The organism is Saccharopolyspora sp. MMCC62, assembly GCF_057736575.1.
Genome location: NZ_JBYKCM010000013.1, coordinates 1 through 25,167 on the forward strand (window position 1 = coordinate 1; position 25,167 = coordinate 25,167).

The 25,167-nt window shown below is 71.4% G+C and carries 24 protein-coding genes; 12 read left to right on the top strand and 12 right to left on the bottom strand.

Annotated elements, in window-relative coordinates; genetic code table 11:
- Positions 1 to 286: 286 nt before the first annotated feature.
- Positions 287 to 1,519, bottom strand: a complete 1,233-nt coding sequence (locus AC29IT_RS25240; protein ID WP_488220334.1) for a D-alanyl-D-alanine carboxypeptidase family protein — start codon at positions 1,517 to 1,519, stop codon at positions 287 to 289.
- Between the two features lie 631 nt (positions 1,520 to 2,150).
- On the opposite strand from AC29IT_RS25240, the gene AC29IT_RS25245 reads away from it, so the two are divergent.
- Positions 2,151 to 2,378, top strand: coding sequence for an SCO4848 family membrane protein (locus tag AC29IT_RS25245; RefSeq protein ID WP_358439263.1), 228 nt, complete (start codon positions 2,151 to 2,153; stop codon positions 2,376 to 2,378).
- 14 nt (positions 2,379 to 2,392) lie between these two features.
- Here AC29IT_RS25245 and AC29IT_RS25250 read toward each other — a convergent pair whose 3' ends face one another.
- Entirely contained in the window at positions 2,393 to 2,617 is a 225-nt protein-coding gene (locus AC29IT_RS25250; protein WP_488220335.1) for a tautomerase family protein, read from the bottom strand.
- Positions 2,618 to 2,650: 33 nt separating this feature from the next.
- A complete protein-coding gene (locus AC29IT_RS25255; protein WP_488220336.1) occupies positions 2,651 to 3,421 on the bottom strand; it encodes an SDR family oxidoreductase in 771 nt (256 codons plus the stop codon).
- 100 nt (positions 3,422 to 3,521) lie between these two features.
- Between AC29IT_RS25255 and AC29IT_RS25260 the strand changes: the two genes are divergently transcribed.
- Positions 3,522 to 4,373, top strand: a complete 852-nt coding sequence (locus AC29IT_RS25260; RefSeq protein ID WP_488220337.1) for a helix-turn-helix transcriptional regulator — start codon at positions 3,522 to 3,524, stop codon at positions 4,371 to 4,373.
- 24 nt (positions 4,374 to 4,397) lie between these two features.
- Here the strand turns inward: AC29IT_RS25260 and AC29IT_RS25265 are convergent, their stop codons facing one another.
- From AC29IT_RS25265 to sdhC, 7 genes are all read right to left on the bottom strand, one after another.
- Positions 4,398 to 5,864: a hypothetical protein gene (locus AC29IT_RS25265; RefSeq protein ID WP_488220338.1), complete on the bottom strand. Its 1,467-nt coding sequence runs from the start codon at positions 5,862 to 5,864 to the stop codon at positions 4,398 to 4,400.
- Positions 5,861 to 7,171 (bottom strand): KGGVGR-motif variant AAA ATPase, encoded by a 1,311-nt coding sequence (locus tag AC29IT_RS25270; protein ID WP_488220339.1) that lies wholly within the window; start codon positions 7,169 to 7,171, stop codon positions 5,861 to 5,863. The genes AC29IT_RS25265 and AC29IT_RS25270 overlap by 4 nt, the downstream gene beginning before the upstream one ends.
- Positions 7,168 to 7,614, bottom strand: coding sequence for a hypothetical protein (locus AC29IT_RS25275; RefSeq protein ID WP_358439246.1), 447 nt, complete (start codon positions 7,612 to 7,614; stop codon positions 7,168 to 7,170). The genes AC29IT_RS25270 and AC29IT_RS25275 overlap by 4 nt, the downstream gene beginning before the upstream one ends.
- 129 nt (positions 7,615 to 7,743) lie before the next feature.
- Positions 7,744 to 8,532 carry a succinate dehydrogenase iron-sulfur subunit gene (locus AC29IT_RS25280; protein WP_224955938.1) on the bottom strand — a complete coding sequence of 263 codons (789 nt, stop codon included), beginning with the start codon at positions 8,530 to 8,532 and terminating at the stop codon, positions 7,744 to 7,746.
- Positions 8,532 to 10,322 carry a succinate dehydrogenase flavoprotein subunit gene (sdhA, locus tag AC29IT_RS25285; RefSeq protein ID WP_358439243.1) on the bottom strand — a complete coding sequence of 597 codons (1,791 nt, stop codon included), beginning with the start codon at positions 10,320 to 10,322 and terminating at the stop codon, positions 8,532 to 8,534. Before sdhA ends, AC29IT_RS25280 begins: the two co-directional genes overlap by 1 nt.
- 68 nt (positions 10,323 to 10,390) lie before the next feature.
- Positions 10,391 to 10,810 carry a succinate dehydrogenase hydrophobic membrane anchor subunit gene (locus AC29IT_RS25290; RefSeq protein ID WP_224955936.1) on the bottom strand — a complete coding sequence of 140 codons (420 nt, stop codon included), beginning with the start codon at positions 10,808 to 10,810 and terminating at the stop codon, positions 10,391 to 10,393.
- A 3-nt stretch (positions 10,811 to 10,813) separates the two neighbouring features.
- The gene (gene sdhC, locus AC29IT_RS25295; RefSeq protein WP_224955935.1) at positions 10,814 to 11,251 is read right to left on the bottom strand and encodes a succinate dehydrogenase, cytochrome b556 subunit; all 438 of its coding nucleotides are present in this window, start codon (positions 11,249 to 11,251) and stop codon (positions 10,814 to 10,816) included.
- Between the two features lie 417 nt (positions 11,252 to 11,668).
- Here sdhC and AC29IT_RS25300 point away from each other — a divergent pair, with 417 nt between their 5' ends.
- From AC29IT_RS25300 to AC29IT_RS25325, 6 genes are all read left to right on the top strand, one after another.
- The gene (locus AC29IT_RS25300; protein WP_488220340.1) at positions 11,669 to 12,835 is read left to right on the top strand and encodes a BMP family lipoprotein; all 1,167 of its coding nucleotides are present in this window, start codon (positions 11,669 to 11,671) and stop codon (positions 12,833 to 12,835) included.
- A gap of 225 nt (positions 12,836 to 13,060) precedes the next feature.
- Entirely contained in the window at positions 13,061 to 14,632 is a 1,572-nt protein-coding gene (locus tag AC29IT_RS25305) for an ABC transporter ATP-binding protein (protein ID WP_488220341.1), read from the top strand.
- Positions 14,632 to 15,693: an ABC transporter permease gene (locus AC29IT_RS25310; RefSeq protein ID WP_488220342.1), complete on the top strand. Its 1,062-nt coding sequence runs from the start codon at positions 14,632 to 14,634 to the stop codon at positions 15,691 to 15,693. Before AC29IT_RS25305 ends, AC29IT_RS25310 begins: the two co-directional genes overlap by 1 nt.
- Positions 15,690 to 16,946, top strand: a complete 1,257-nt coding sequence (locus AC29IT_RS25315; RefSeq protein ID WP_358439230.1) for an ABC transporter permease — start codon at positions 15,690 to 15,692, stop codon at positions 16,944 to 16,946. Before AC29IT_RS25310 ends, AC29IT_RS25315 begins: the two co-directional genes overlap by 4 nt.
- A 174-nt stretch (positions 16,947 to 17,120) precedes the next feature.
- On the top strand, positions 17,121 to 17,498 hold the full coding sequence (locus AC29IT_RS25320; protein WP_358439227.1) for a cytidine deaminase: 378 nt from the start codon (positions 17,121 to 17,123) through the stop codon (positions 17,496 to 17,498).
- 302 nt (positions 17,499 to 17,800) lie between these two features.
- Positions 17,801 to 19,078 carry a thymidine phosphorylase gene (locus AC29IT_RS25325; RefSeq protein ID WP_488220343.1) on the top strand — a complete coding sequence of 426 codons (1,278 nt, stop codon included), beginning with the start codon at positions 17,801 to 17,803 and terminating at the stop codon, positions 19,076 to 19,078.
- 136 nt (positions 19,079 to 19,214) lie between these two features.
- Here AC29IT_RS25325 and AC29IT_RS25330 read toward each other — a convergent pair whose 3' ends face one another.
- A complete protein-coding gene (locus tag AC29IT_RS25330; RefSeq protein WP_358439221.1) occupies positions 19,215 to 20,420 on the bottom strand; it encodes a hypothetical protein in 1,206 nt (401 codons plus the stop codon).
- A gap of 289 nt (positions 20,421 to 20,709) precedes the next feature.
- Between AC29IT_RS25330 and AC29IT_RS25335 the strand changes: the two genes are divergently transcribed.
- Positions 20,710 to 21,798 (top strand): adenosine deaminase, encoded by a 1,089-nt coding sequence (locus AC29IT_RS25335; RefSeq protein ID WP_358439219.1) that lies wholly within the window; start codon positions 20,710 to 20,712, stop codon positions 21,796 to 21,798.
- Between the two features lie 182 nt (positions 21,799 to 21,980).
- On the opposite strand, the gene AC29IT_RS25340 is transcribed toward AC29IT_RS25335, so the two are convergent.
- Positions 21,981 to 23,213: a primosomal protein gene (locus tag AC29IT_RS25340; protein ID WP_488220344.1), complete on the bottom strand. Its 1,233-nt coding sequence runs from the start codon at positions 23,211 to 23,213 to the stop codon at positions 21,981 to 21,983.
- A gap of 265 nt (positions 23,214 to 23,478) precedes the next feature.
- On the opposite strand from AC29IT_RS25340, the gene AC29IT_RS25345 reads away from it, so the two are divergent.
- From AC29IT_RS25345 to AC29IT_RS25355, 3 genes are all read left to right on the top strand, one after another.
- Entirely contained in the window at positions 23,479 to 24,003 is a 525-nt protein-coding gene (locus AC29IT_RS25345) for an SMI1/KNR4 family protein (RefSeq protein ID WP_358439213.1), read from the top strand.
- 153 nt (positions 24,004 to 24,156) lie between these two features.
- Positions 24,157 to 24,510, top strand: coding sequence for a PadR family transcriptional regulator (locus AC29IT_RS25350; RefSeq protein WP_488220345.1), 354 nt, complete (start codon positions 24,157 to 24,159; stop codon positions 24,508 to 24,510).
- The gene (locus AC29IT_RS25355) at positions 24,507 to 25,112 is read left to right on the top strand and encodes an HAAS signaling domain-containing protein (protein WP_488220346.1); all 606 of its coding nucleotides are present in this window, start codon (positions 24,507 to 24,509) and stop codon (positions 25,110 to 25,112) included. Before AC29IT_RS25350 ends, AC29IT_RS25355 begins: the two co-directional genes overlap by 4 nt.
- Positions 25,113 to 25,167: the final 55 nt, after the last annotated feature.

Consider the following 25,167-nt stretch of genomic DNA (forward strand, 5'->3'; position numbering starts at 1 on the left):
GCGGCCGCGCCGGCGGCCCCCGCGCCCCCCCGCCCACGGGGGGGGGGGGGGGCCCCCCCGGGCGGGGGGGGGGGGGGGGCGGGGGGCCCCGCGCCCCGTGCGGGGGCCACCGCACGGGGCCGGAGTCGGCGACCGGCTCGGGGCAGCACCGTCCGGGCGGTCCGAGCTGCGTCTTCCGGGACCACCCGCCGCTCGACTCCTACCAACGAGAATGCCGGGTTCCGCTTCTCGGCGAACCGGTGCGATTACCCGAGTACTACCTAGCCCATCCGAGTGATCAACTCGGTCAGGGGTGGTCCGGTCCGCGGTTCGCCGCGCGGCGGGCCGCGGCGCGGCGCCTGCGCAGCACCGCGAACACCCCGGCGGCGATGATCACCAGCACCGCCAGCGCCGTCAGCGGTACCCCGACGGTGCCGAACATCGGCGAGTTCGGCAGCTCCCCGTCGGTGGCGGCCTGCGCGGCGGGTGCCGAGTCCTCTTCGGACGGTTCCGGTTCGGTGACCAGCTCGCCGACGGACGTGCCCGGCGGCAGCGAGAAGCCGTGGTCGAGCAGCTGCATGGTGAACTTCGACTGCCGCACCGGCTTGTTCTCGCCGCGCATCAGCACCGCCACCAGCCGCCTGCCGTCGCGTTCGGCGGCGGCGATGAAGGTGTGCCGGGCGTCGTCGGTGAAACCGGTCTTGCCGCCGAGCGCGCCCGGGTAGTTCCACAGCACCGCGTTGTCGCTCTCCACCGGCAGCGGCGGGCCGCCGGGCTTGCCGGGCAGCGTGGTCTCGCGGACCGATTCGGCGTGCGAGAACTCGGGGTGCCGCATGGCCTCCCGGAAGATCAGCGCCAGGTCGTAGGCGGACGTCGCCATCCCGGGCCCGTCCAGGCCGGACGGGGTGGCGGCGCGGGTGTCGTGCGCGCCGAGCTCGTCGGCGAGCGCGTTCATCTTCCGCACCGTCTCGTCGATGCCGCCGAGCTTCCGGGCGAGCGCGTGCGCCGCGTCGTTGCCGGACTGCATGATCAGCCCGGCCAGCACCTGCTCGACGCGGTAGGTGGCACCGGGTTCGAGCCCGACCCGGCTGCCCTCCTGGTCGGCGTCGTCCTGGGTGACCACGATCGTGTCGGCCATGTCGAGCTCGCGGATCGCGACCAGCGCGGTCAGCACCTTGATGGTGGACGCGGGCCGGTGCCGGGCGTGCGGATCGCGGGCCGCGAGCACCTCCCCGGTGTCCAGGTCCGCCAGCACCCACGACTGGGAGGCGATCGGGTCCAGCGCGGCCGGCGGTGCGCCGGGCGCGTTGATCTCGCCGCACTCGCCGAGCCGTTCGCCGCCGACCGGCTCGTCCGGGACCGGCAGCGGTTCCGGAACGGGATCGCCCGGAGCGGGGACCTCGGAGGTGTCGACGGCGGGTGGTGGTGCGGCTCCGGCACACCCCGCCGGTTCCTGCGCGGCCGCGCTCAGCGGCGCCAGCCCGAGCAGCACGAGCGCCGCGCACCCGGCGGCGGCGAGCCTGCCCGCGGTGCGCCGCACGCCCGCGGCATTCGGTGCGAATGCCGGATTTCTCGGGGGAAACGGGTGGATCGTGCGGACCGGGGCGACCGGGTGGTGAGCTCTCGCGGGCACGGGCTCAGGCTAGCGAACCCGCTGCCGACCCCACCCCCGGTCCACCGGAAGTCCCGCGACGAGTGCCGCGCGCCGAGGTGGGGCGCGCCCGCATCGGCTCCACCGCCGACGGGCATCCACCTCACCCCGCCGCCCGAGATCGGTAATTCCCGCCGGGTGAATGGCCCCTTCGCCCCGTGGGAGTGGGCGAGCGGGCCGTTCACCTGGAGCCGCGGGGCCCGGAGCGGCGCGGAGCATCCGGGAGTCGGGTGCCCGGGACGGATGTTCAGCACCCGGGTGCCCGAGCGCCGGATCATCCGAGCGCCCGAGTCATCCGAGCGCCGGATCACGCGAGTGCCGGGTCATTCGAGCCCGGGTCATTCGAGCCCGGGTCATCCGAGCGCCGGGACATTCGAGCGCCGGGACATTCGAGCGCCGGGACATTCGAGCGCCGGACCACCCGAGCGCCAGCACACCCGAGCTCGGGCCGGCCGAGAGCTGGGCCACTTGCGAGGTGGGCGTCGGACCGGGCCGCCGGGCGCGGGGTGATACTGCCCCCGTGACGTTCTCCCGCCGTACCGCCCTGTTCCTGCTCGCCTTCGGCGTGTGGTCGTGGCTGCTGTGGCCCACGTTCTTCCGCAACATCTGGGTGAGCGAGAACTCCTGGCAGGCCGGTTCCCCGACGCCGTTCCTCTACGTGCACTTCGTGATCGCCGCGGTGTCGCTGGTGCTGGGCACCGCGATCGGCGTGCTCGGCTGGCGCGCGTTCCGCGCGACCCGCGGCTGAGCCTCCGGCGCGCCCTACCCGGCGTCCGGCGCGGTCCCGCCCTGCAGCGCGGCCAGCGTCAGCACGTTCCCGCCGATGCCCCAGCCGCCGTCGGCGACGTCCTCCACGAGCACGAGCGTGGTGGCTCGGGCCCCTTCGCCGAAGACTTCGGCGTACAGGTCGGTGACGCGGTGCACGAGCCGTTCCTTCTGCTCGGCGTCGAGGGTTCCGGCGGGCACTTTCAGGTTCGCGAACGGCATGTCTTCTCCTCCAGCAGGTCGTTCCGGTTCCGGTCAGGCCGCGTCGCCGTGCGGGTCGGCGGCGTCGAGGGCGGCCACCACTTGGTCGAACTCGCCGCGGACCTCGGAGTAGCGCAGGAACTTGACCCGCTCGACGAGGATCTCCCGCGCCTCGGGGTCGGCTTCCAGCAGCGCCATCACCTCGTCGATGAACTCGTCCAGCGGCATCGCGTGCGAGCTCTCCCGGTGCCCGGGCATCAGGTCGGTCTGCACCGCCGGCGGCGCCAGCTCCTGCAGCCGCACGCTGGTGCCCCTCAGCTGCAGCCGCAGCGATTCGGTGAGCATGTGGATCGCGGCCTTCGAGGCGTTGTAGCTGGGCGTCACGCGCAGCGGGGTGAACGCCAGCCCGGAGGTCACGGTGAGCACGGTCGCGTCCGGCTGCCGCTGCAGGTGCTCGATGAACTCGGCGATGAGCCGGATCGGCCCGAGCACGTTGGTGGCGATGACGTCCTTCGCCGATTCGAGGAACCCGGCGGGGTCCCGCCAGTTCTCGGCGCGCATGATGCCCGCCATCGGGACGAGCACGTTCAGATCGGGGTGGCGCTCCAGCACCGCGGCCGACGCGTCGCGGATGCTCGCCGGGTCGAGCGTGTCGATCCGCTGGGTGTCGATGCCGGGGTGCTCGGCGGCGATCTGCGCGAGGAGCTCCTCGCGCCTGCCGCCGACGATGACGGTGTTGCCCTTCTCGTGGAAGCGCAGGGCGAGGGCCAGGCCGATGCCGCTGGTGGCGCCGGGGATGAAGAGGGTGTTTCCGCTGATGTGCATGCCACGAGTCTGGGACGGTGCCCCCGCCACGTGCAGAGATCGGTTATCGGGGGATCGGCGGTCCCTGGTCGGTGCCCGCGGCCGGGTTCATGCTGGTGGCATGGACCGACCCGCACTCGCCACCTTCCTGTCCCGCCGCCGGGAGGCGCTGCGCCCCGCCGACGTGGGCCTGCCCCCGGGCGCCCGCAGGCGCACGCCCGGGCTGCGCCGGGAGGAGGTGGCGTCGCTGGCCGGCATGTCCACCGACTACTACACGCGGCTGGAGCAGCGCCGCGGCCCGCACCCGAGCGCGCAGCTGCTGACGGCGCTGGCCAGGGCGCTGCGGCTCAGCGACGACGAGCGGGACTACCTGTTCCAGGTGGCCGGGCACAACGCCCCGCGGCGGGTCCTGGCGTCGGCGCACGTGGCCCCGGCGCTGCTGCGGGTGCTGGACCGGCTGGACGACACGCCCGCGCTGATCCTGTCCGCGCTGGGGGAGACGCTGGTGCAGAACCGGATGGCCTGCGCCCTGCTCGGGGACCGCTCCGGTTACGTGGGGCTGGCCCGCAGCGAGGTCTACCGCTGGTTCACCGAACCGGAGCACGAACGCCGCATGTACCCGGAGGCCGACCGGGACCGGCAGAGCCGTGCGCAGGTCGCGAACCTGCGGGTCGCCTACGGGATGCTGGGCGACGCCTCCGCCGCCGGTGACGTGGTGCGGGCGCTGCTGCGCAAGAGCCCCGAGTTCGCCGAGCTGTGGCGGCGCCACGAGGTGGCCAAGCGCTTCGCGGACCACAAGACGCTGCTGCACCCCGAGGTCGGCGCCATCGAGGTGGACTGCCAGGTGCTGTTCACCGAGGACCACGCCCAGGCGCTGCTGGTGCTCACCGCGGCCCCCGGCAGCGACGGCCACGCCAAGCTGGAACTCCTCAACGTCGTCGGTCACGAACGCTTCACCAGCCCCCGCACCTGACCCGCGAACGCGGAAGCGCCCGGGTCAGTTCGACTTGATTCGAGGGACTCCTCCCTTGCGACCGAGGTCGAAGTTGATGCGGTAGATGTCCGGCACGTCGAGCATGCCGGTGGCACGTCGCTTCATCACGCCCAGCGCGATGAGCTCTTCGATCAGGCTCTCCGGTTGGTGATTCCGGGGTCCCGTGGACACCTGCTGCTTCGAGCCGTCCTTGCCCTGCTCCCCGGCGTGCGTTCGCTGGTGTTCGGCGAGGCGTTCCGAAAGGCCTACTTCGTTCCACCGCGAGATGACATCGGCTTGCGGTATGGGAACCTGCTTCCCCGCCAGCGGGGTGATGGTCACAGGCACCCACGAGATGTCCTCGGTCAACTCGCCCACCCGGGTCTCGGACGCCGACTGCACGCCCTTTTTGATCGCTTCCCAGTGCAGGGCGTGCTCGTAGCCGGCGTGTCGCGCCGCCGAACTCTCCCCGGCCCGGCGCAACGCGTCCAGGAAGCTGCGCGGGCTGATCTGGTCCGTGCCGTCGGCGAGGTGGTTGGGCAGCCAGGTGTAGGTATGCCCCTTCCGGTGGTTCTGCCCCATGTACGGCCCGGCGATCGCGATGAAGGTCTCGTTCTGCTTCGGCTCATCACCGATCAGCGCCTCGGGCGCCACGTAGCGGTGCTGCGCGTTCCGCCAACGTCCGGTGGCGGCGCGGAATGCCGCCGCGTGGTCGCTGTCGGCGTTCCCGAGTTGGTGGAAGAACAGCCCGTACAGGTTGCTCCGGTACCAGGTGAGTTCGGCGGCGTTCGAGATGAGCTTCGAGGAATCGGCGAAGCTGAGCGAGAGGTTGTTCAGCATGTCGGGGCGGATGAAGACCTTCGCCCGCAGATGCCGCGTCATCAGCCGCAGTTCCAACGCGACCTGGAGTATCGCGGTGGCGAGCCGATCTGCCGCGGAGCGCTTGTTGTGCGTGCGCTCCAGCGCGTCGAACATGATCAGTTCGGTCCGTCCCGCGCCTTCGGCGTGCTGGTCGGCCCGAGCGAGGGCGGCCGCGCGGTCCTCCGGGTTGTCCTTCACCCAGTCGACTCGTTGAGACCACTTCTCCAAGTCCTGCACTTCTCGCACTTCCAGCGCGTTCAGGACCACGGCGTACCAGAGGTCCCGCGGTTCGGCACCGTTGGCGAGCAAGGCCGCGATGGTGTCCGCGTCGGGATAGCTGGACGGGCGCAGCGCAGCGCCGTACCCGGCGTGCGGAACGAGTCGCCGCAACTGCGGGAGGCGGTACTCCTCGGCCGCCAGCTCGCGCAGTTCGTCCTTCTGCAGAGCCTGGAACCACACCGACTTGCCGACCCCGCGCCCACCCTTCACCACGGTCACGTCCGGGTCCAACGACAGCCGATGCCCCGGCGGGGTGAAGAGCGTCCGGGGGTCGATCGGGCTCGTGTCCGCATCCGCCGTGGACGGCATCGCCGCCAGCAGCTCGCGGTATTGGTGCGGGGTGAGGCTCATTCCTGCTCTTCCACGGCGAGAGCGCCTGCTTCGGGGAGGAACCGCTCGTAAGCGGCCTTGATGAACGGTTGGTCGTGCCAGTCCGGGGCGTCGGCGTGGTCGATGCCGACGAGGTCGTGGGAGAACAGGATCGGTAGCGGGAAGTGCGGCGCGTCCTCGTCGTCCGGACCGAAGTTGAACGCGTCTTCGTCCTCCGGGGAGGTGTCGTCGTACAGGGTGTCCGCGAAGCACTGCTGGGCGTGGTCCCGGAAGCGCTCCAACCGCTCGGGCGCCGATGCGGACGGCACCATCGCGGCGACCATCTTCAACCGCTGCCGGACGTCCCCGCGAAGTTCCGGCGGGAGCTGCCGCCATTGCTCGAACAGCATTCGGTACCCGGCCCAGGTGTGCGGGTTGTCGTTGGCGAACAGCAGGCTCAGGCTGCTGAGCCGCGTGATCGCGATCGCCGCGATGTCGTGGATCCCGGCCCTGCTGTCGAGCAGGACGACGTCCGGTTCCCGGCTGCGCTCGGCGACCTGCTGCTCCGCCGCGAGCAGCGCCGCCTCGATGCGGTCGGCCAGGGTGCGGGAGGCGCCGTTCCCGCCGTCCGGGAGCTCCGCGTAGATCCGGTTGAGCTTGGCCAGGTAGTCGCGTTTCGCCGGGTCACCCCCGTCGGCTGCCAGCAGCCACACCTCGCCGTTGCCGGGAGGCCGGACCACCTCGCTGCGGCTGACGAGGTCGAGGCCGTCCTCGTTGCCGACGGCGGCTTCGACGAGGTGATCGACGAGGCCGTGCGGCGCTCTGCCGTCCGGTCGCTGGAGCAGCTCGCCGACCCCGGGGGACTCCAGGTCGAGGTCCGCCACCAGCACGCACAGACCGCGGGCGGCCAAGTCCTTGGCGAGCATGAACGTCGCCGTGGAACGCCCGACCCCGCCCTTGAAGCCGTAGAGCGTGATCCGTCGGAGCGGAGGTTCGGCCCTGGGACGTGCCCAGTCGGCGCCGACGACGGTGCGTTCGAGGACGGCGAACCTCCCACGCCCCGCAGCGCGTTCGGTCCGGGCGATCAGGTCGGGGGCGTCGAGCACCGCCTCCGGCGCGAACAGCGCGGAGGCGAGCAGCACCGGTTGTCCGGAGGCGAAGGCGCCGGTCGCGTCGCGGAACCCGGCCTCCAGCCCGTCGGGGAGCGCCGCCTCGCCGGTGTCGTCGAGCACCAGCGTGATCCGGCCCGCGAGATCGCGGACCAGGACGACGTCCAGGCCGGTGCGGATGACGTCCTCCGCGACCCGGCCGGCGTTCCGCCATGCGTCGTCGAAGCGGATGGGCGTCACGGGAGCACTCCGTTGATCTGGGCCTGCTGGTGGAAGGAGAGTAACTTCCGCGCCTCCGCGAGATGGGCATCAGCGCGCGCGGCGTCGATGTGGGCGCCGTCCGAATAGCGCTCGAAGACGGTCCAGTGCTCGAACGGGTTGGCGGCGGAGATCGCCTGGTGGAAGGCGCCGCCGGTCCGGCCCGCGGGGAGCAGGCTCAATTCGTGCCACAACCCGGGCAAATGTCCGTAGGTCGCCTTCGGTTCTGCCGGATGCTTCGGGCGGTCGCCGTGGAGAACACCGCCGAGGTGGCCGATGAGGATCGCTTTCAGCGCGCATTCCGCAGCGATCCCTGCCAGGTGATCAGCGTTCGCGACCCGTTGCCTCCCAAGGAGCAGCTCGGCATCCCGGTAGTGGCGGACGGCCGCCTCCGCGAAGCGGGTGGTGTCGGGGACCTGGGACATGATCACAGAATACGCATGATCGTCACTCAGCGTGCCGGGTTCGGTGATCCGGCGTTGTCTGCCAGGTGGAACGCGGAAGCGCCCGCCCCCTGGGCCGGGGGCGGGCGCTTCGCGGTGTTCGTGCCGGGGTCAGCGGCGGCGGAACATCAAGGCCCGCTTGACCTCTTGGATCGCCTTGGTGACCTGGATGCCACGGGGGCAGGCGTCCGTGCAGTTGAACGTGGTGCGGCAGCGCCACACGCCGTCCACGTCGTTGAGGATGTCCAGGCGCTCCTCGGCGGCCTCGTCGCGGCTGTCGAAGATGAACCGGTGCGCGTTGACGATCGCGGCGGGCCCGAAGTAGGAGCCCTCCGACCAGTACACCGGGCAGGACGTGGTGCAGGCCGCGCACAGGATGCACTTGGTGGTGTCGTCGAAGCGCGCGCGCTCGGCGACGGACTGGGTGCGCTCGCGGGTCGGCTCGTTGCCCGAGGTGACCAGGTAGGGCTTGATCGCCCGGTAGGCCTCGAAGAACGGTTCCATGTCGACCAGCAGGTCCTTGTGCACCGGCAGGCCCTTGATCGGCTCGACGGTGATCGTCGTCTCGCCGTTCTTGGCCAGCAGGTCCTTCATCAGGACCTTGCAGGCCAGGCGGTTCACGCCGTTGATGCGCATCGCGTCCGAACCGCAGACGCCGTGCGCGCAGGAGCGGCGGAACGTCAGCGAGCCGTCCACGTACCACTTGATGTAGTGCAGCAGGTTCAGCACGCGGTCGCTGGGCAGCGCCGGGATCCGGAAGGACTCCCAGTGCAGGTCCTCGTCGACCTCCGGGTTGAACCGCTGGATCTTGACCGTGACCATCGTGGCGCCCTCGGGGATGGGCGGGGCGTCCGACGGCAGGTCGGTGGTCTGTTCGGTGTTCGTCACGGTTGCGGTCATCAGTACTTACGCTCCATCGGCTGGTACCGGGTCACGACGACGGGCTTGTAGTCCAACCGGATGTCGGACTGGAAGCCGGTCAGTCCCAGCGGCGCGTTCGGATCCTCGGCGTCGGGCAGCTGCTTGTACGACATGCTGTGGCGCATGAAGTTGGTGTCGTCGCGGGCGGTGTAGTCCTCGCGGGCGTGCCCGCCGCGGGACTCCTTGCGCGCCAGCGCCGCGTTCACCAGCGACTCGGCCAGGTCCAGCAGGAAGCCGAGCTCGATGGCCTCCAGCAGGTCCGAGTTGAACCGCTTGCCCTTGTCGTGCACCGCGATCCGGCCGTAGCGCTCCTTGAGCGACTGCACGTCCGACAGCGCCTGCTTCAGCGTCTCCTCGGTGCGGTACACCGAGGCGTTGGCATCCATCGTCTCCTGCAGCTCGGTGCGGATCGTGGCGACCCGCTCCCCGCCGTGCGCGGTGCGCAGGTGCTCGACCATGCCCTCGACGAGCTTGGTGGGCTCCTCCGGGATCTCCACGTGCTCGTGCGCGTTGGCGTACTCCGCGGCGGCGATGCCCGCGCGGCGGCCGAACACGTTGATGTCCAGCAGCGAGTTCGTGCCGAGCCGGTTCGAGCCGTGCACCGACACGCACGCGCACTCGCCCGCGGCGTAGAGGCCGGGCACGGTGTGCTCGTTGTCCCGCAGCACCTCACCGGTGATGTTGGTGGGGATGCCGCCCATCGCGTAGTGCGCGGTCGGGTACACCGGCACCGGCTCGGTGGTCGGCTCCACGCCCAGGTAGGTGCGGGAGAACTCGGTGATGTCCGGCAGCTTCTGCTCCAGCACGTCCGCGCCGAGGTGCGTGACGTCGAGCAGCACGTAGTCCTTGTTCGGGCCCGCGCCGCGGCCTTCCAGCACCTCCAGGGCCATGGAGCGGGCGACGATGTCGCGCGGCGCCAGGTCCTTGATCGTCGGGGCGTAGCGCTCCATGAACCGCTCGCCGTCGGCGTTGCGCAGGATGCCGCCCTCGCCGCGGACCGCCTCCGAGATGAGGATGCCCAGCCCGGCCAGGCCGGTCGGGTGGAACTGGTAGAACTCCATGTCCTCCAGCGGCAGGCCCTTGCGGTAGATGATGCCCATGCCGTCACCGGTGAGGGTGTGCGCGTTGGACGTCGTCTTGAAGACCTTGCCGAAACCGCCGGTGGCGAACACGACGGCCTTCGCCTCGAACACGTGGATCTCACCGGTGGCGAGCTCGTAGGCCACCGCGCCGGTGCAGACCTGCTCGCCGTCCTCGCCCTCGCTCATCGTGACGTCGAGGACGTAGAACTCGTTGAAGAACTCCACGCCGTGCTTGATGCAGTTCTGGTACAGCGTCTGCAGGATCATGTGGCCGGTGCGGTCCGCGGCGTAGCAGGCCCGGCGCACCGGGGACTTGCCGTGGTCGCGGGTGTGGCCGCCGAACCGGCGCTGGTCGATCTTGCCTTCGGGCGTCCGGTTGAACGGCAGCCCCATCTTCTCCAGGTCGAGCACCGAGTCGATGGCCTCCTTGGCCATGATCTCGGCGGCGTCCTGGTCGACGAGGTAGTCGCCGCCCTTGATGGTGTCGAAGGTGTGCCACTCCCAGTTGTCCTCCTCGACGTTGGCGAGGGCGGCGCACATGCCGCCCTGCGCCGCGCCGGTGTGGGAGCGGGTGGGGTAGAGCTTCGTCAGCACGGCGGTGCGGGCGCGCTGGCCCGACTCGATCGCCGCGCGCATCCCGGCGCCGCCTGCGCCGACGATGACCACGTCGTACTTGTGGTGTTGCATGGTCGCCTCCTAGGGCCGCTGGCGAGGCCGTCCGCTGCTCGCGGGGCCTCGAAGCCTGCGCTGTGTCGTCAGCCGATGTTCGGGTCGAAGGTGAAGAGCACGAAGGTGCCCAGACCGACCGTGAGCAGGACCGAGACGTACAGCAGCATCTTCAGCCAGAACCGGGTGGCGTCCTTGCGGGAGTAGTCGTTGATCACGGTGCGCAGCCCGTTGCCGCCGTGCAGGCCGGCCAGCCACAGCATCGTCAGGTCCCAGAACTGCCAGAACGGGGAGGCCCAGCGGCCCGCGACGAACGCGAAGTTGACCCGGTGCACCCCGCCGTCCAGGAACAGCATGATCAGCATGTGCCCGAGGACCAGGAACAGCAGCAGCACGCCCGACAGGCGCATGAACAGCCAGCTGTAGAGCTCGAAGTTGCTGCGGCGAGCGGCCGGGCGGTGCGGGGACCGCGGCTTGTCGACCGACAGCGGCGCGTCGATGGTGGTCATGGGTCAGTGCCCCCCGAACAGTTCCGTGACGGCGCGCGTGAGCATGCTGATGGCGGCGGGCACGATCAGCACCAGCCACACCACCAGAACGGTCCAGAGCATCGGCTTCTGGTATTTCGGCCCGTTCGACCAGAAGTCGACCAGCATGACGCGGATGCCGTTGAACGCGTGGAACAGCACCGCCGCGAGCAGACCCAGTTCGAACAGGATCATGATCGGGCTTTTGTAGGTTTCGATGACCGTGTCGTACGCCTCGGGCGATACCCGCACGAGAGCGGTGTCCAACACGTGCACGAACAAGAAGAAGAATGTGAGCACGCCCGTGATCCGGTGCGCTACCCACGACCACATGCCCAAGTCACCGCGGTAGAGGGATCCCTTGGCACGAGGGTTGCCCTCGCGCTGGGGGGCCTCCGCCGCGGAGGCGGTGGTGCTGGCCATGGTGGAAGGCCTCCAACGTCGCTGGTGGACTGACGGCCCGTTCGGGAACATGACGACCGGTCCGAGTCGTCGTCATTCGTACGCCCGTCACCGGCCACCTGAACAAGGCCTGGACGTCTCGGATGCTAGACCTGCACCATCCGTGCGGCCTACTCGCCTGTGCTCTGTGTGATCGACCAGACAAAGGCCGCTACCTGGTGGATCGATGTAGAAATCAACTCGTGACACCGGGGCAATACGCAAGCAGCAGGGTCAAGCCTTAATTTCGAGAGCCACGTCACCGGACGTGTGCTGCGTATCGGCCCGCATTCCCCGGAAGGGGAACGGGCCGCGGTCCGCGCCCCGCGATTCGCTCCGATCCGGAGCGGTCACCGGGGCGCGGAGCTGTGCGGCGGGGTTGTCGAAAGGGGAACGGCGATGCGGCTAACGGCCGGCTCGTCCAAGGGGTACGGGGCGGGGTGGCGGCGTTCCGGCGCCGCGCTGACCGCGGTGACGCTGGCGGGGGTGCTGGCGCTGTCGGGCTGCGCCAAGGACGCCCGCGGTGGCGGGGGCGCCGTCGAGGGACAGCCGTGCCGCACCGAGCAGCCACCGGCGGTGACGGCGCCGGTGAGCACGTCGGAGCGCGCCGACGCACCCGCGCCGGACGCGAGCCGGATGCAGGTCGGGCTGGCGTTCGACATCGGCGGCCGCGGCGACGCGTCGTTCAACGACGCCACCGTCGCCGGGCTGGAGCGCGCGAAGTCCGAGATGGGGCTCACCCGGACCAAGGAGCTCGACGCCGCCGCCGGTGAGCCGGAGGACGCGAAGCAGACCCGGCTGCGCCAGCTGGCGCGCGAGGGCTTCAACCCGGTCATCGCCGTCGGTTACGCCTACGCGGACTCGGTGAAGGTCGTCGCCCCCGAGTTCCCGGGCACGAAGTTCGCGCTGATCGACGAGAAGGTCGACGGCATCCCGAACGTCACCTCGCTGGTGTTCGCCGAGGAGCAGGGCTCGTTCCTGGTGGGCGTGCTCGCCGCGCACAAGTCCCGGAACTGCAGCATCGGGTTCGTCGGCGGGGTGGAGACGCCGCTGATCCAGAAGTTCCAGGCCGGGTTCGAGCAGGGCGCGAAGGCCGCCGCGCCGGACGTGCGGATCCAGACCGACTACCTCACCCCGGCCGGGGACTTCTCCGGCTTCCAGGACCCGAACAAGGGGTCCGAGGTGGCGCGGGGCCAGCTCGACGCCGGGGCCGACGTGATCTACCACGCGGCCGGTGCCTCCGGTAAGGGCGTGTTCGCGGCCGTGGCCGGGGCGGACGCGATGGCCGTCGGCGTGGACTCCGACCAGTACGTGCAGCCGACCGTGGCGCAGTACAAGGACGTGATCATCACCTCGATGCTGAAGCGGATCGACCTCGCCGTGTTCGACTACGTGGCGGCCGTCGCGCGCGGCGATCTGTCCGCGGTGCCGCCGAAGTTCGACCTGTCGATGGACGCGGTCACCTACTCCACCTCCGGCGGGAAGGTGGACGACCTCACCGCGGTCGCCGACGCCTACAAGGCCGCGATCGCCCGCGGCGACATCCAGGTCAGCCCCACCCCGTGACCCGGCGGCGGGCCGCCCCCACCGGCGGCCCGCACCGGTCCCGAACCCGTGCCCGCCGCATCCGCGGACCTGGCGCACCAGCCGCGCCGGCGCGGCACCGAGCCGCCGCGCACCGGCGCGGCCCGGAACGGCCGCCGCATCGGTGCGCCCCGAGAGACCGCCGCGCACCAGCGCGGCCCGGAGATCCCGCCGCGCGACGGTGCGCGGCCCCGGAGACGGAGTCAGATGAGCACCACCAGACCGGACGACCCCGGTCCGCCCCTCGCCGCGGCAGGCGTCCCCGATCAGGGACCGCCCGCCGTCGCGCTGCACGGCATCACCAAGTCGTTCCCCGGCGTCGTCGCCAACTCCGACGTGCACCTGACCGTGCGCGCCGGGGAGGTGCACGCGCTGTGCGGGGAGAACGGGGCGGGCAAGTCCACCCTGATGAAGATCCTCTACGGCATGCAGTCGCCGGACGAGGGCATCGTCGAGCTCGGCGGCGAGCAGGTGCGGCTGCGCACCCCGGCCGACGCGATCCGGCACGGCGTCGGCATGGTGCACCAGCACTTCATGCTCGCCGACAACCTCACCGTGCTGGAGAACGTGGTGCTCGGCGCCGAGCAGGAGCACGGCATCGGCGCCCGGGCGCGGCGCCGCATCGCGGAGCTCGCCGAGCAGGCCGGGTTCGCGGTGCGGCCGGACGAGCTGGTGGAGCGGCTCGGCGTCGCCGACCGGCAGCGGGTGGAGATCCTCAAGGTCCTCTACCGCGGCGCCCGCACGATCATCCTCGACGAGCCGACCGCGGTGCTGGTGCCGCAGGAGGTCGAGGAGCTGTTCACCACGCTGCGCGCCATGCGGGAGCGCGGCTTCACGTTCCTGTTCATCTCGCACAAGCTGGACGAGGTGCTGGCCATCGCCGACGCGGTGACCGTGCTGCGCCGCGGCACCACCGTCGGCACCGTGCGCGCGAGCGAGGTGACCACCCGCGAGCTGGCCGAGCTGATGGTCGGCAGCGAACTGCCCGACCCGTCCACCGGCGATTCCACCGTCACCGATCGCCCGGTGCTCACCATCACCGGACTGTCCGCAGTGGACGGTGAGCGGGCGGTGCTGGACGACGTCGACCTCGTGGTGCACGCGGGCGAGGTCGTCGGCATCGCGGGCGTCGAGGGCAACGGGCAGACCGAACTCGTCGAAGCCGTGCTCGGGATGCGGCCGATCAGCGCGGGCGGCATCCGGCTCGGCGACACCGACCTGACCCGGCTGTCCACGCTGCGCCGCCGCGCCGCGGGCATCGGCTACGTGCCGGAGGACCGGCACCGGCACGGCCTGCTGCTCGACGAATCCTTGTGGTTCAACCGGATCCTCGGTCACCAGACCCGCAGGCCCGCCGCGCGCGGGCCGTGGCTGGACCGGGCGGGCGCGCGCGCCGACACCGAGCGCATCGTCGCCGAGTTCGACGTACGCACCCCCGGCATCGACGTGGACGCGGTCGCGCTCTCCGGCGGCAACCAGCAGAAGCTGGTCGTCGGCCGGGAGCTCTCCGGCGATCCGGAGTTGCTCATCGCCGCGCACCCCACCCGGGGCGTGGACGTCGGCGCCCAGGCCGGGATCTGGGAGCACCTGCGCACCGCAAGGGCCGCCGGGCTCGCGGTGCTGCTGATCTCCGCGGACCTCGACGAGCTGATCGGGCTGTCCGACACGATCCGGGTGCTGTTCCGCGGCGCGCTCGTCGCCGAAGCCGATCCGCGCACCGTCACGCCGGAACGGCTCGGCGCGGCCATGACGGGAACTTCCGGGGGAGGTGCCGACTGATGGGGGCGAAGCGCTCGACCCTGCTGCCGCCGGTGCTGGCGATCGCGTTCGCCGTGGTGCTGTGCAGCCTGGTGCTGCTGCTGTCCGGGGCGAACCCGATCGCCGCGCTCGGCGAGATGATCACCCAGGTGGGCACCGGCACCACCGCCGTGGACATCGTCAACACCGCGGCCGCCTACTACCTGGTGGCGCTGGCCGCCGCCGTCGGGTTCCAGATGAACCTGCTCAACATCGGCGTCGAAGGCCAGTACCGGCTCGCCGCGTGCGTGGCGGCCATCGTCGGCGGCTCGCTGAGCCTGCCGTCCGGGGTGCACGCCCTCGTGGTGATCGTCGTCGGCGCGGCCACCGGTGCCGCGTGGGCGGGCATCGCCGCGCTGCTGAAGATCTACCGCGGCGTGTCCGAGGTCATCTCGACGATCATGCTGAACGTGCTGGCGGGCGGCGTGATCGCGTTCCTCGTCAAGCAGTTCGGCGAACTGCGCGGCAACACGCAGGGCACCGCGCTCATCGGCGAATCCGGGCAGGTGCCCGGAATTCCGCTCGGCTCCGCCGGAACCGTGTTCGGGCTGGTGCTGCTGGCCGCCGTCGTCGGCGCCGCCTACTGGGTGCTGCTCGGCCGCACCCGGTTCGGGTTCGAGCTGCGCGCCACCGGGCTGTCGCCGACCGCGGCGCTGGCCGGCGGGGTGAGCTCGAAGAAGATGGTGCTCGGCGCGATGCTGCTCTCCGGCGGCGTCGCGGGACTCGCCGGGCTGCCGGAGATCCTGGGCCGCGACCACACGTTCACCATCACCTTCCCCACCGGCTACGGCTTCGCCGGGCTGGCCATCGCGCTGCTCGGGCGCAACCACCCGGTGGGGATCGCGTTCGGCGCGCTGCTGTGGTCCTTCCTGGACAAGAGCTCGCTGACGCTGGACAACATCGGCGTACCGAAGGAGATCGTGATCATCTTGCAGGGCACGATCGTGCTGTCGGTCGTCGTCGCCTACGAACTGGTGCGGCGCCGCAGGCTCGACGCCGAACAGCGCCGCGTCGGCCAGGTCCTGTCCGGAGGTGCGGTATGACCGCCACGCTCACCCCCGGTCCCACCCGGCCCGCGACCCGTCGGCGCACCATGCCCGGCTGGGCGCGCGCCGCGCTGTGGGTCGCCGTCGCGGTCGTCGCCGTCTCCTACACCTCGTACGCGACGGGACTGCCCGAGCTGACCGCCTCCGGCACCGTGCAGTCCGCGGTGCGCCTAGGCGTGCCCATCCTGCTCGCCGGGCTCGGCGGGCTGTGGGCCGAACGCGCCGGTGTGATCAACATCGGGCTGGAGGGCATGATGGTCCTCGGCACCTGGGGCGGCGCCTGGGCCGGGTACCAGTGGGGACCCGTCGCCGGGCTCATCGCCGCGGCCGCGTTCGGCGCCCTCGGCGGGCTCGTGCACGCCGTCGCGACGGTGAGCTTCGGGGTGAACCACATCGTCTCCGGCGTCGCCGTCAACCTCCTCGGGCTCGGCGTCACCCAGTACCTGTCGAGCCTCGTGTTCGAGCCGATCTCGCAGAACCCGCGGGAATCGCCGCCGGTGCCGAAGTTCGACACCTACTCGGCCTACCCCTTCGGGGAATGGCTGCGTTCGCTGGAATCCCTGCAACGGGTGGGGATCTCCGACGCGGCGGGCATCATCGGCGGGCTCGTCACCGGGGTGTCGCCGCTGACGATGCTGGCGTACCTGCTGGTGCCGGTGAGCTACCTGGTGCTGTGGCGCTCGCCGTTCGGGCTGCGGCTGCGGTCCTGCGGGGAGAACCCCGTCGCCGCCGCCTCGCTCGGCGTGCCGGTGCAGCGGTACAAGTACCTCGCGGTGATCGTGTCCGGAGCGCTGGCCGGGCTCGGCGGCGCCGCGCTCATCCTCAACCCCGGGCAGGCCGGCTACCTGGAGAACCAGACCAACAACCGCGGCTACATCGCCCTCGCGGCGATGATCTTCGGGAACTGGCGGCCGGGCGGGCTGCTCGGCGGGGCGGCGCTGTTCGGCTACTCCGACGGGCTCCAGCTGCGCAGCGGCGAGACCACGGTGCACGCGCTGTTCTACGCGGCCACGCTGGTGCTGGTGGTCGTCTCCGCCGTGCAGGTGTACCGGCGCCGGTGGTTCGCCGCGGGCATCGCCGCCGTGAGCGCCGCGGTCGTGTACTCGGTGTACTGGTACACCGACCAACTGCCGGAGGAGCTGACCGCCTACACCCCGCACCTGGTCACCCTCGTGGTCCTCGCGGCCGCCGCGCAGCACCTGCGACCACCCGCCGCGGTCGGCGTCCCGTACCGGCGCGGCGAGGACTGACCCGGCGGCCGCGGACCGGTCCGGCATCAATCGACCGGCCCGGCATCAATCGACCGGCCCGGCATCGACCGACCGGCCCCGGGCACCGCGCCCGGGGCCGGTCCGCACGGCGGAAGCTTTCCCGCCGAGCGCGTGCGAAGGTCTTCCGGACACCGGAACGAGCTCGGGAGCGATGTGGACACCATCAACTGGGAGGCCCTGCGGGCCGCGGCGGTCGAAGTCGCGGCGAAGGCCTACTGCCCGTATTCGAAGCTCCAGGTCGGCGCGGCCGCGATCTGCGACGACGGGCGGCTCGTCGTCGGCTGCAACGTGGAGAACGTGTCCTACGGGCTGACGTTGTGCGCCGAGTGCACGATGGCCGGGCAGCTGCGGCTGACCGGTGGCGGCCGGTTCGTCGCCGTCGCCTGCCGCAGCGGGGAGGGCGAACTGCTGATGCCGTGCGGGCGGTGCCGCCAGCTGCTCCAGGAACTCGGCGGCCCGGACTGCCTGGTGGACACCCCTCGGGGAGTTCTCCCCATGCGACAAGTCCTCCCGGACGCTTTTGAGTTGTGAAAGGCCTCCGGGGGGCGTCTTGCGAGGTGGGGCGGGTGGCGGAACCTCAGCGCTCTCCTCGCTGCGGGATCGTTTTCACAGGTGGCTCCGCCACATGCGAAAACGCTGTCCTCGCGAGGAAAGCGCTGAGAACCCGCTGCGGTGCCGGTGGCTCTGGTGGTCGGCAGTTCAGCGACTGCGTCGCTGAGAGGAACGACCGGGCTGCCGGATGATCGGCGGCCTCGTCGGTGTCGTGGGGACTGCGGAAGTGATCTGATCGGGGTGGCGCTCGGCAGCGGGTCGGGCTCGGTGGAGGGAATGGCATGGCGCACTCGGTGATCGACGTGATCCGGGCGAAGCGGGACGGCGGGCGGCTCGCCGACGAGCAGATCGACTGGGTCGTGGACGCCTACACCCGCGGCGCGGTCGCCGACGAGCAGATGTCCGCCCTGGCCATGGCGATCCTGCTGCGCGGCATGGACCGCGCCGAGATCGCCCGCTGGACCGCGGCGATGATCGCCTCCGGGGAGCGGCTGGACCTCGGCGGCGTGCCCCGGCCCACGGTGGACAAGCACTCCACCGGCGGCGTCGGCGACAAGATCACGCTGCCGCTCACCCCGCTCGTCGCGGCCTGCGGCGCCGCGGTGCCGCAGCTGTCCGGGCGCGGCCTCGGGCACACCGGCGGCACGCTCGACAAGCTGGAATCCATCCCGGGCTGGCGGTCCGGGCTCACCGCGGCCCAGATCCGCGCGCAGCTCACCGAGCTCGGCGCCGTGGTGTGCGCGGCGACCGAGGGCATCGCGCCCGCCGACCGCAAGCTGTACGCGCTGCGCGACGTCACCGGCACCGTCGAATCCATCCCGCTGATCGCCAGCTCCATCATGAGCAAGAAGATCGCCGAAGGCGCCGGATCGCTGGTGCTGGACGTGAAGTGCGGTTCCGGCGCGTTCATGAAGGACCAGCGGCAGGCCCGCGCCCTCGCCGACGAGCTGGTGTCCATCGGCACCGCGCACGGGGTGCGCACCAGCGCGCTGCTCACCGACATGTCGGTGCCGCTGGGCGTCGCCGTCGGCAACGCGCTGGAGGTCGCGGAGTCCGTCGAGGTGCTGCAGGGCGGCGGCCCGGCCGACGTCGTCGAGCTCACGCTGGCGCTGGCGCGGGAGATGCTCGCGCACGCCGGACTGTCCGATGTGGACCCGGCGGAGGTGCTGGCGTCCGGGAAGGCGTACGACTCGTGGCGCGCCATGATCGGCGCCCAGGGCGGTGATCCGGAGGCACCGCTGCCGCGCGCCGCGCACGTGGAGACCGTCGCCGCGCCGGAGGACGGCGTGCTGTCCGCGCTGGACGCCTACGCGGTCGGCCTGGCCGCGTGGCGGCTCGGCGCGGGCCGGGCCCGCAAGGAGGACGCGGTGCAGCACGCCGCGGGAATCCGCTGCCTCGCCAAACCCGGCGACCGGGTCACCGCGGGCGCTCCGCTGCTGGAGCTGCACACCGACGACGCCGGCAAGATCCCCGCCGCCCACGAGGCGCTGACCGGCGCGATCGCCGTCGCCGCCGCGCACACCCCGGCCGACCTGATCATCGACACGATCCGCCCCTGACCTCCCGGGCGAACGGCCTGCCCGCCCGGCCGGATCGGGGCGGGCAGGCCACCCGGTGCGGGAACGCGGCAGGGCCGCGGCTCCCGGAGGAACCGCGGCCCTGTCGGTGCTGCGGAGATCAGCCGTGCTGCGGAGCTCAGGCGCTCTCGGCGGCGTAGCCCTCGTCGGACGAGTCGTCGGAGCCCAGCGCCTTCGCCTCGCCGTCGCGCTTGGCGCTCTTCGAGCGGCCGCGGTTGCGCTGCTGGCGGGGCAGCGTGGTGGGCGGCGGCGGGCTGGACGGGCCGCTGCCGCCGAGGATCAGCTCGGCGAACGTGGCCATGGCCTCGTCGAGCTGGCCCGCGTGCTTGCGCTCGGTCTCCTCGCTGGCCTCGCGCACCATCGAGTTCACCGCCTCGGAGTCCGGGCGGGACGCGAGGGTGCCGCTGATCTGCGACAGGTTCTGCGCCAGCGTGCCGCCGAGCTCGCCGAACCCGGTCTTGACGCCCTCTTCGACCGTGTCCAGCCGGGTGCTGACGCCCTGCTCCACCGCTTCGATGCGGGTGTGCACGTTGTCCTCGACGTTGTCCAGCCGCCCGGAGACGCGGTCCAGCCGCTCGGTGAGCTGCTCGAGGCGCTCGGCGAGCTTGTCCAGCTTGTCCGTCGGGTCCACCGCGGGGCGCTGCGCGAGGGCGTCGATGCCGGTCTGCAGCTGGTCGCGGCCACCGGTGACGGCTTCGGTGACGGCGTTCTGCACGCCGCTGCCGGTCTCGGTGACGGCGCGCTGCAGCGTTTCGCGGGTGCCGTCGAGGTGCTCGTGCACGCCCTCGTCGATCTCGGCGAACCGGCCGCGGAGGCTGGTCTCCAAGCCGTCGATGCGCTCGCGGACCGGGCCGGTGACCGAACCGGGCAGCGCCTCCAGGCGGGAGTCCTGCTTGTCCAGGTGGCCGCCGAGCTCGTCCAGGCGCTTGTGGATGTGCGCGAGCTTGTCCTCCAACCCGTCCATCCGGCCCGCGACGCCGTCGAAGCGGCCGGACACGCCGTCGAGGCGGCCGTCGAGCTGCGCGAACGGCTTGGCGAGCTTGTCGAACAGGCCCTCCACCGCGGCCTTGACGTCACCGATCACGCCGTCCTGGGCGTCGATCTTGGTGAGGGCTTCGTCGACGCGCTCGGTCAGCACGCCGAGCTCGGTGCGGTCGGGGAGTTCGGACAGCCGCTTGCGAACCGAGCCCAACGATTCCAGCGGGGACATCCGGGCGTGGATCTCGTCGAGTGCGTCGAAAATCTGCTGCTGCTCGCTCTCGCGGATTTCGGCCGCACGCGTGAGCATGTTCCGCATGCGGTCGAAGGACATGTTCTCGTTCACGGCTCGGACGTCCTTCGTCGAGGGGCAGGTTGAGGACTCAAGGAGCGTAGCTAGTCGTTTCCCGGGTTCCCAGCCGCCCCCGGATACATTGAGTGAGGTTCAGGTGAACCATCACTCCGAATGGTGGGCCTTCGCTGGGCTGTTCGGCCGAAGCTTTCGAGGTGCCGTTGGGCCTCCGGAGTCACCCTTGGTCTGTACGGGTGACTTCCCGGACGACGTGCATTCGGGTGGTCTTCGCAGCCGCCGCCGCGCGCACCGGACGACCGTGGCCGGGTTGTAACGTAGGGCCATGTCAACACCGGTGAGCTTGGACACGATCCGACTGGCCCCCAAAGTCCTGCTGCACGACCACCTCGACGGCGGTCTGCGCCCGCAGACGGTGATCGACCTGGCCACCGCGGCCGGGTACGACGGGCTGCCGCACCAGGACGCGGCCGAACTCGGCGCGTGGTTCCGGGAAGCGGCCGATTCCGGCTCGCTGGAGCGCTACCTCGAGACGTTCTCGCACACCGTCGCCGTCATGCAGACGGCGGATGCGCTGCGCCGGGTGGCCGCCGAATGTGTCGAGGACCTGGCCGCCGATGGGGTGGTCTACGCGGAAGTCCGCTACGCGCCGGAGTTGTTCCAGGAAGGCGGACTGAGCCTTTCCGAGGTCGTGGAATCCGTGCAGGACGGATTCCGCGAAGGTGAGCGTCGTGCGGAATCGCAAGGAAAGCTTGTCCGGATCGGAACATTGCTGTGCGCGATGCGGCAGAACGCCCGTTCCGCGGAAATCGCGGAGCTCGCGGTCCGCTACCGCGACGCCGAAGTCGTGGGCTTCGACATCGCGGGCCCGGAGGCCGGCTTCCCGCCCACCCGCAACCTGGACGCCTTCGAATACCTGCGCCAGCAGAACGCGCACTTCACCATCCACGCCGGTGAGGCGTTCGGGCTGCCGTCGATCTGGGAGGCCATCCAGCACTGCGGTGCGGAGCGGCTCGGGCACGGGGTGCGGATCGTCGACGACATCAAGGTCGACGAGGACGGCGAGGTGCACCTGGGCAGGCTGGCGTCCTACGTGCGGGACCGGCGCATCCCGCTGGAGATGTGCCCCTCGTCGAACCTGCAGACCGGTGCCGCGGCCTCGCTGGCCGAGCACCCGATCGGGCTGCTGAGCAGGCTGCGGTTCCGCGTCACGGTCAACACCGACAACCGGCTGATGAGCCACTGCTCGATGTCCAGCGAGTTCGCCGCGCTGCACGAGACCTTCGGCTACGGCTGGGCGGACATGCAGTGGTTCACGGTGAACGCGATGAAGTCGTCGTTCCTCGGCTTCGACGACCGGCTCGCGGTCATCAACGACGTGATCAAGCCGGGCTACGCCACGCTGATGGGGTGACGGAACGGCCCTGAACCCCGCCCGGCGGGTCTTGTCGGTTTCCCGTCAGCGGCGGAGCCGCTGAGCGGAGACCACCTGAGCAACGGGATCATCCGCTGAGGTTCCGCCACCCGAGCGCTCCGCAGAACGAGCTCAGCGAACGGCCCCCACCGCATCGGTGGGGGCCGTTCGGCTGCGCGGGGTCAGTGCTTGCGCAGGCGCTGGTCCTCGAACTGGGCCACGAGTTCCCGCCAGGCCGCGACCTCGTCGTCGAACGGCGGGCTCGGCGGCATCCGGTTCGGGTTGGGGCGCAGCACGAACGACACCAGCCAGCCGAGCAGCTCGGAGGGCTGCAGCGCCTCGTCCACGGTCTTGTCGTCGGCCCAGGCCGCCGCGTCCAGCAGCAGCTCCTCCGCCAGGTCCAGCTGGTTCGCGTCCACTTCGGACGGTCCGGCGGCGAGGTCCTCGTCCAGCCCGGTGAGCACGTAGCTGTTGTCCGCCTCGACCTCGATCTCCAGCTCACCGCCGGTCGCCTGCTGCGCCACCTGCGGCCAGGTCGCGACCCGGGTCAGGTCGTTGTCCTCCAGCGCGGCGTCCTCGGCGAGGAAGCGGGCCAGCGCGCGCGGCGAGCCGAACACGTCGATGCGCCCGTCGGAGCCGAGGAACACCGGGTCGTCGTCCAGGTAGCAGCGCAGCGAGTAGAACTCGCCCTGCGCGGTGGTGATGCGGATCGGGTCGATGCCGATCTCGCCCCAGAACCCGGGCTCGGACTCCTCGTCCACCGGGTCCACATCGGAGTCGTCGTCGGCCGCGGAGCTCTCCGCGCCGTCGTGCTCCATCGCCTCGGCCAGCTCGGTCTCGGCGGTGGCGACCGCGTCCGCGGGTACCTCGGGGGTGGCCACCACGCCGTCGAGGGCGTCGAGCAGGTCGTCCCAGCGTTCGGCGACCACGGCGCACAGCTCGGACCAGCGCTTCTGGCCGTCCTTGCCGGTGAACACCAGGGTTCCCTGGTCCAGCAGGCTGAAGCCGGTGGCGGCGTCGAGCACCTCGTGCACCGTGTCCAGCTCGCACACGTCGGCCAGCGAACGCGCGATCTCCACGATGTCGTGCAGCTCGTTGATCGTCCACACGTCGGGGGTGTCGGCGACCAGTTCGGGCACGCCCACCAGGTCGAACTGGTGGTCCTCGTCCGGGTTCAGCTCGACCGCGGACAGCGCGGGGACCACGTGCCAGGCCGGGTGGTCGTCGAGGTCGTGCTCCCGGGCGGTGCGCACGAACGCGGCCAGCCGGGCGGCATCGGGGAAGGCGTAGAGGTCCTCGTCGTGGCCCAGGAACGCCTCCCAGTCCTCGCCGTCCTCCCGCCAGCGCGGTGCCCACAGGGTCACCACGTCGCCTTGCGGCAGCCCCAGTTCGATGGGGACGATGTCCTGCGCCATCTTCCTACCTCCGGTCGCCGAACAGACGTCCGCGAAGCCTACGGGTTCCCCACCGCACGCCTGCCGTCCGGTCGGGCTGCCCACCGTATCGACCATGTCGAGCGGCCTCGCAACCGAACCGGCGGGACGGGTCGTCCGAGGTGAGCCGGGTGGGCATGATCACGGTTGGCGGTACCGGCGCCCGGTGGCCCCGTCGATCATGATGCGAATGGATGTCACGGAGCTGTGGACGAGAATCGTGCTTTGGTTGGGTGAGCACGCACCGGTGACCGCAGCGGCCCTGCTCCCGCCTTCCCCGCCGCCGGATTTCGCCGAGCTGGAGGCGGAATTCGAGATCCGGTTGCCTGCGGAGCTGCGCGAGTGGTGGTCGACCTGCGGTGGGACCGAGGGTGACGTCCTCGCCGACGTGCTGCCGCCGTTCTACACGCCCTACAGCGCGCAGCGCGCGTGGCAGGTGTGGGCCGGGCACCGCGAGATCTGGGCGGCGCAGTGGGAACGGCCCGCGTGCGACTACTACGCGGGTTCGCCGGGGTCGAGCTACCACCCGGCGTGGATCCCCATCGCCGGGGACGGGTTCGCCGACGAGCTGGTGGTGGACCTGCGGCCCGGGCCGATGCGGGGCTGCGTGCTGGAGTGGGAGCAGGAGGCGGGGCAGGTGCAGCGGCCGGAGTGGCGGGACATCTCCTCGATGCTCTCCGACGTGCACCGCTCGCTGACCGAAGGAGCCCCCGCCGGGTACAGCCACCCGACGGTCACCGAGGACGGCAGGTTGGACTGGCAGGTCCGCTGATCCCGCCGGTGGTCCGCGTCCCGGTCGGGGACGCGGACCGTTGCTCCGCACCGCCCACCCGGATCGCCCCGGGTGGGCGGTTTTTTCGGCCGCACCGCCCCTGGTTCGGCCTACTAGTTGGCGTTGCCTACTAGTTGGTGTTACCTTGGCGACGTGCCTGAGAAGAAGCCCGATGCGCGACAGACCCAATGGCTGCGCGGTGTCCTCGACCTCGCGGTCCTGGCGCTGCTCGCCGAGAGCGGGGAGGGCTACGGGTACCTGCTGCTGCAACGGCTCGCCGAGGCCGGACTGCCGGACATGAAAGCGGGAACGCTGTACCCGCTGCTCAACCGGCTGGCCGCCGACGGGTTGCTGAGCACCGAGTGGCGGGCGGGGGAGAGCGGCCCCGGCCGCAAGTTCTTCGCCCTCACCGAACGGGGGCGCGCGGTGCTCGCCGAACAGGGACCGAAGTGGACGGAGTTCGCGAAGAGCGCGAGCTCGGTGATCGAACGGGGGACGGGACGATGACGATCGAGGCTCAGAAGTACCGGGACGAGCTGCTGATCGCGCTGCGGGGGCACGAGATCTCCGGCGCCCGCGTCGGCGACGTGCTCGCGGAGGTGGAGGCGCACCTCGCCGAATCCGGTGAAGACCCGGTCGAGGCCTTCGGCGCTCCGCGCGAGTACGCCGCCCACGTCGCCGCGCAGCTGGAGGGCGATCCCGCGAAGCGGTCCCGGCCCGCCGTGCTCGGCAGCGCGCTCGGCACCGCCGCGCTCACCCTGTTCGGGCTGGAGTTCCTCGTCGACGGCGTCGGCGGGCCCGTGCCGTTCGCGCTCGCCGACGCGGTCGGCGCGGTGTGGATGCTGCTGCTGGTCGTGGTGGCCGTCGGGGCGGCGTTCCGCGCGGGGACCGCGCTGCGCGGCAGGCGCTGGTACGCCGCCGGTGCGGTGGTCGCGGGCCTGCTCGCCATCGCGGGCACGAACGTGGTGGATCGGTTGCTCGGCGACGGGCCGGTGCTGTTCGAGCTGCCCGGCTGGGTGGCGATCGTCCTCGGCGCGGTCCTGCTCGCGGGCGCGGTCCGGGTGCTGATCCTCGCGATCCGGCGCTGCCGGGTCGTTCCCCCGGCCTGAGCGGAGGACCCGGTGGCCGGGTGCGCGGAGCCGGTCGCGCCGCGCACCCGGGTGG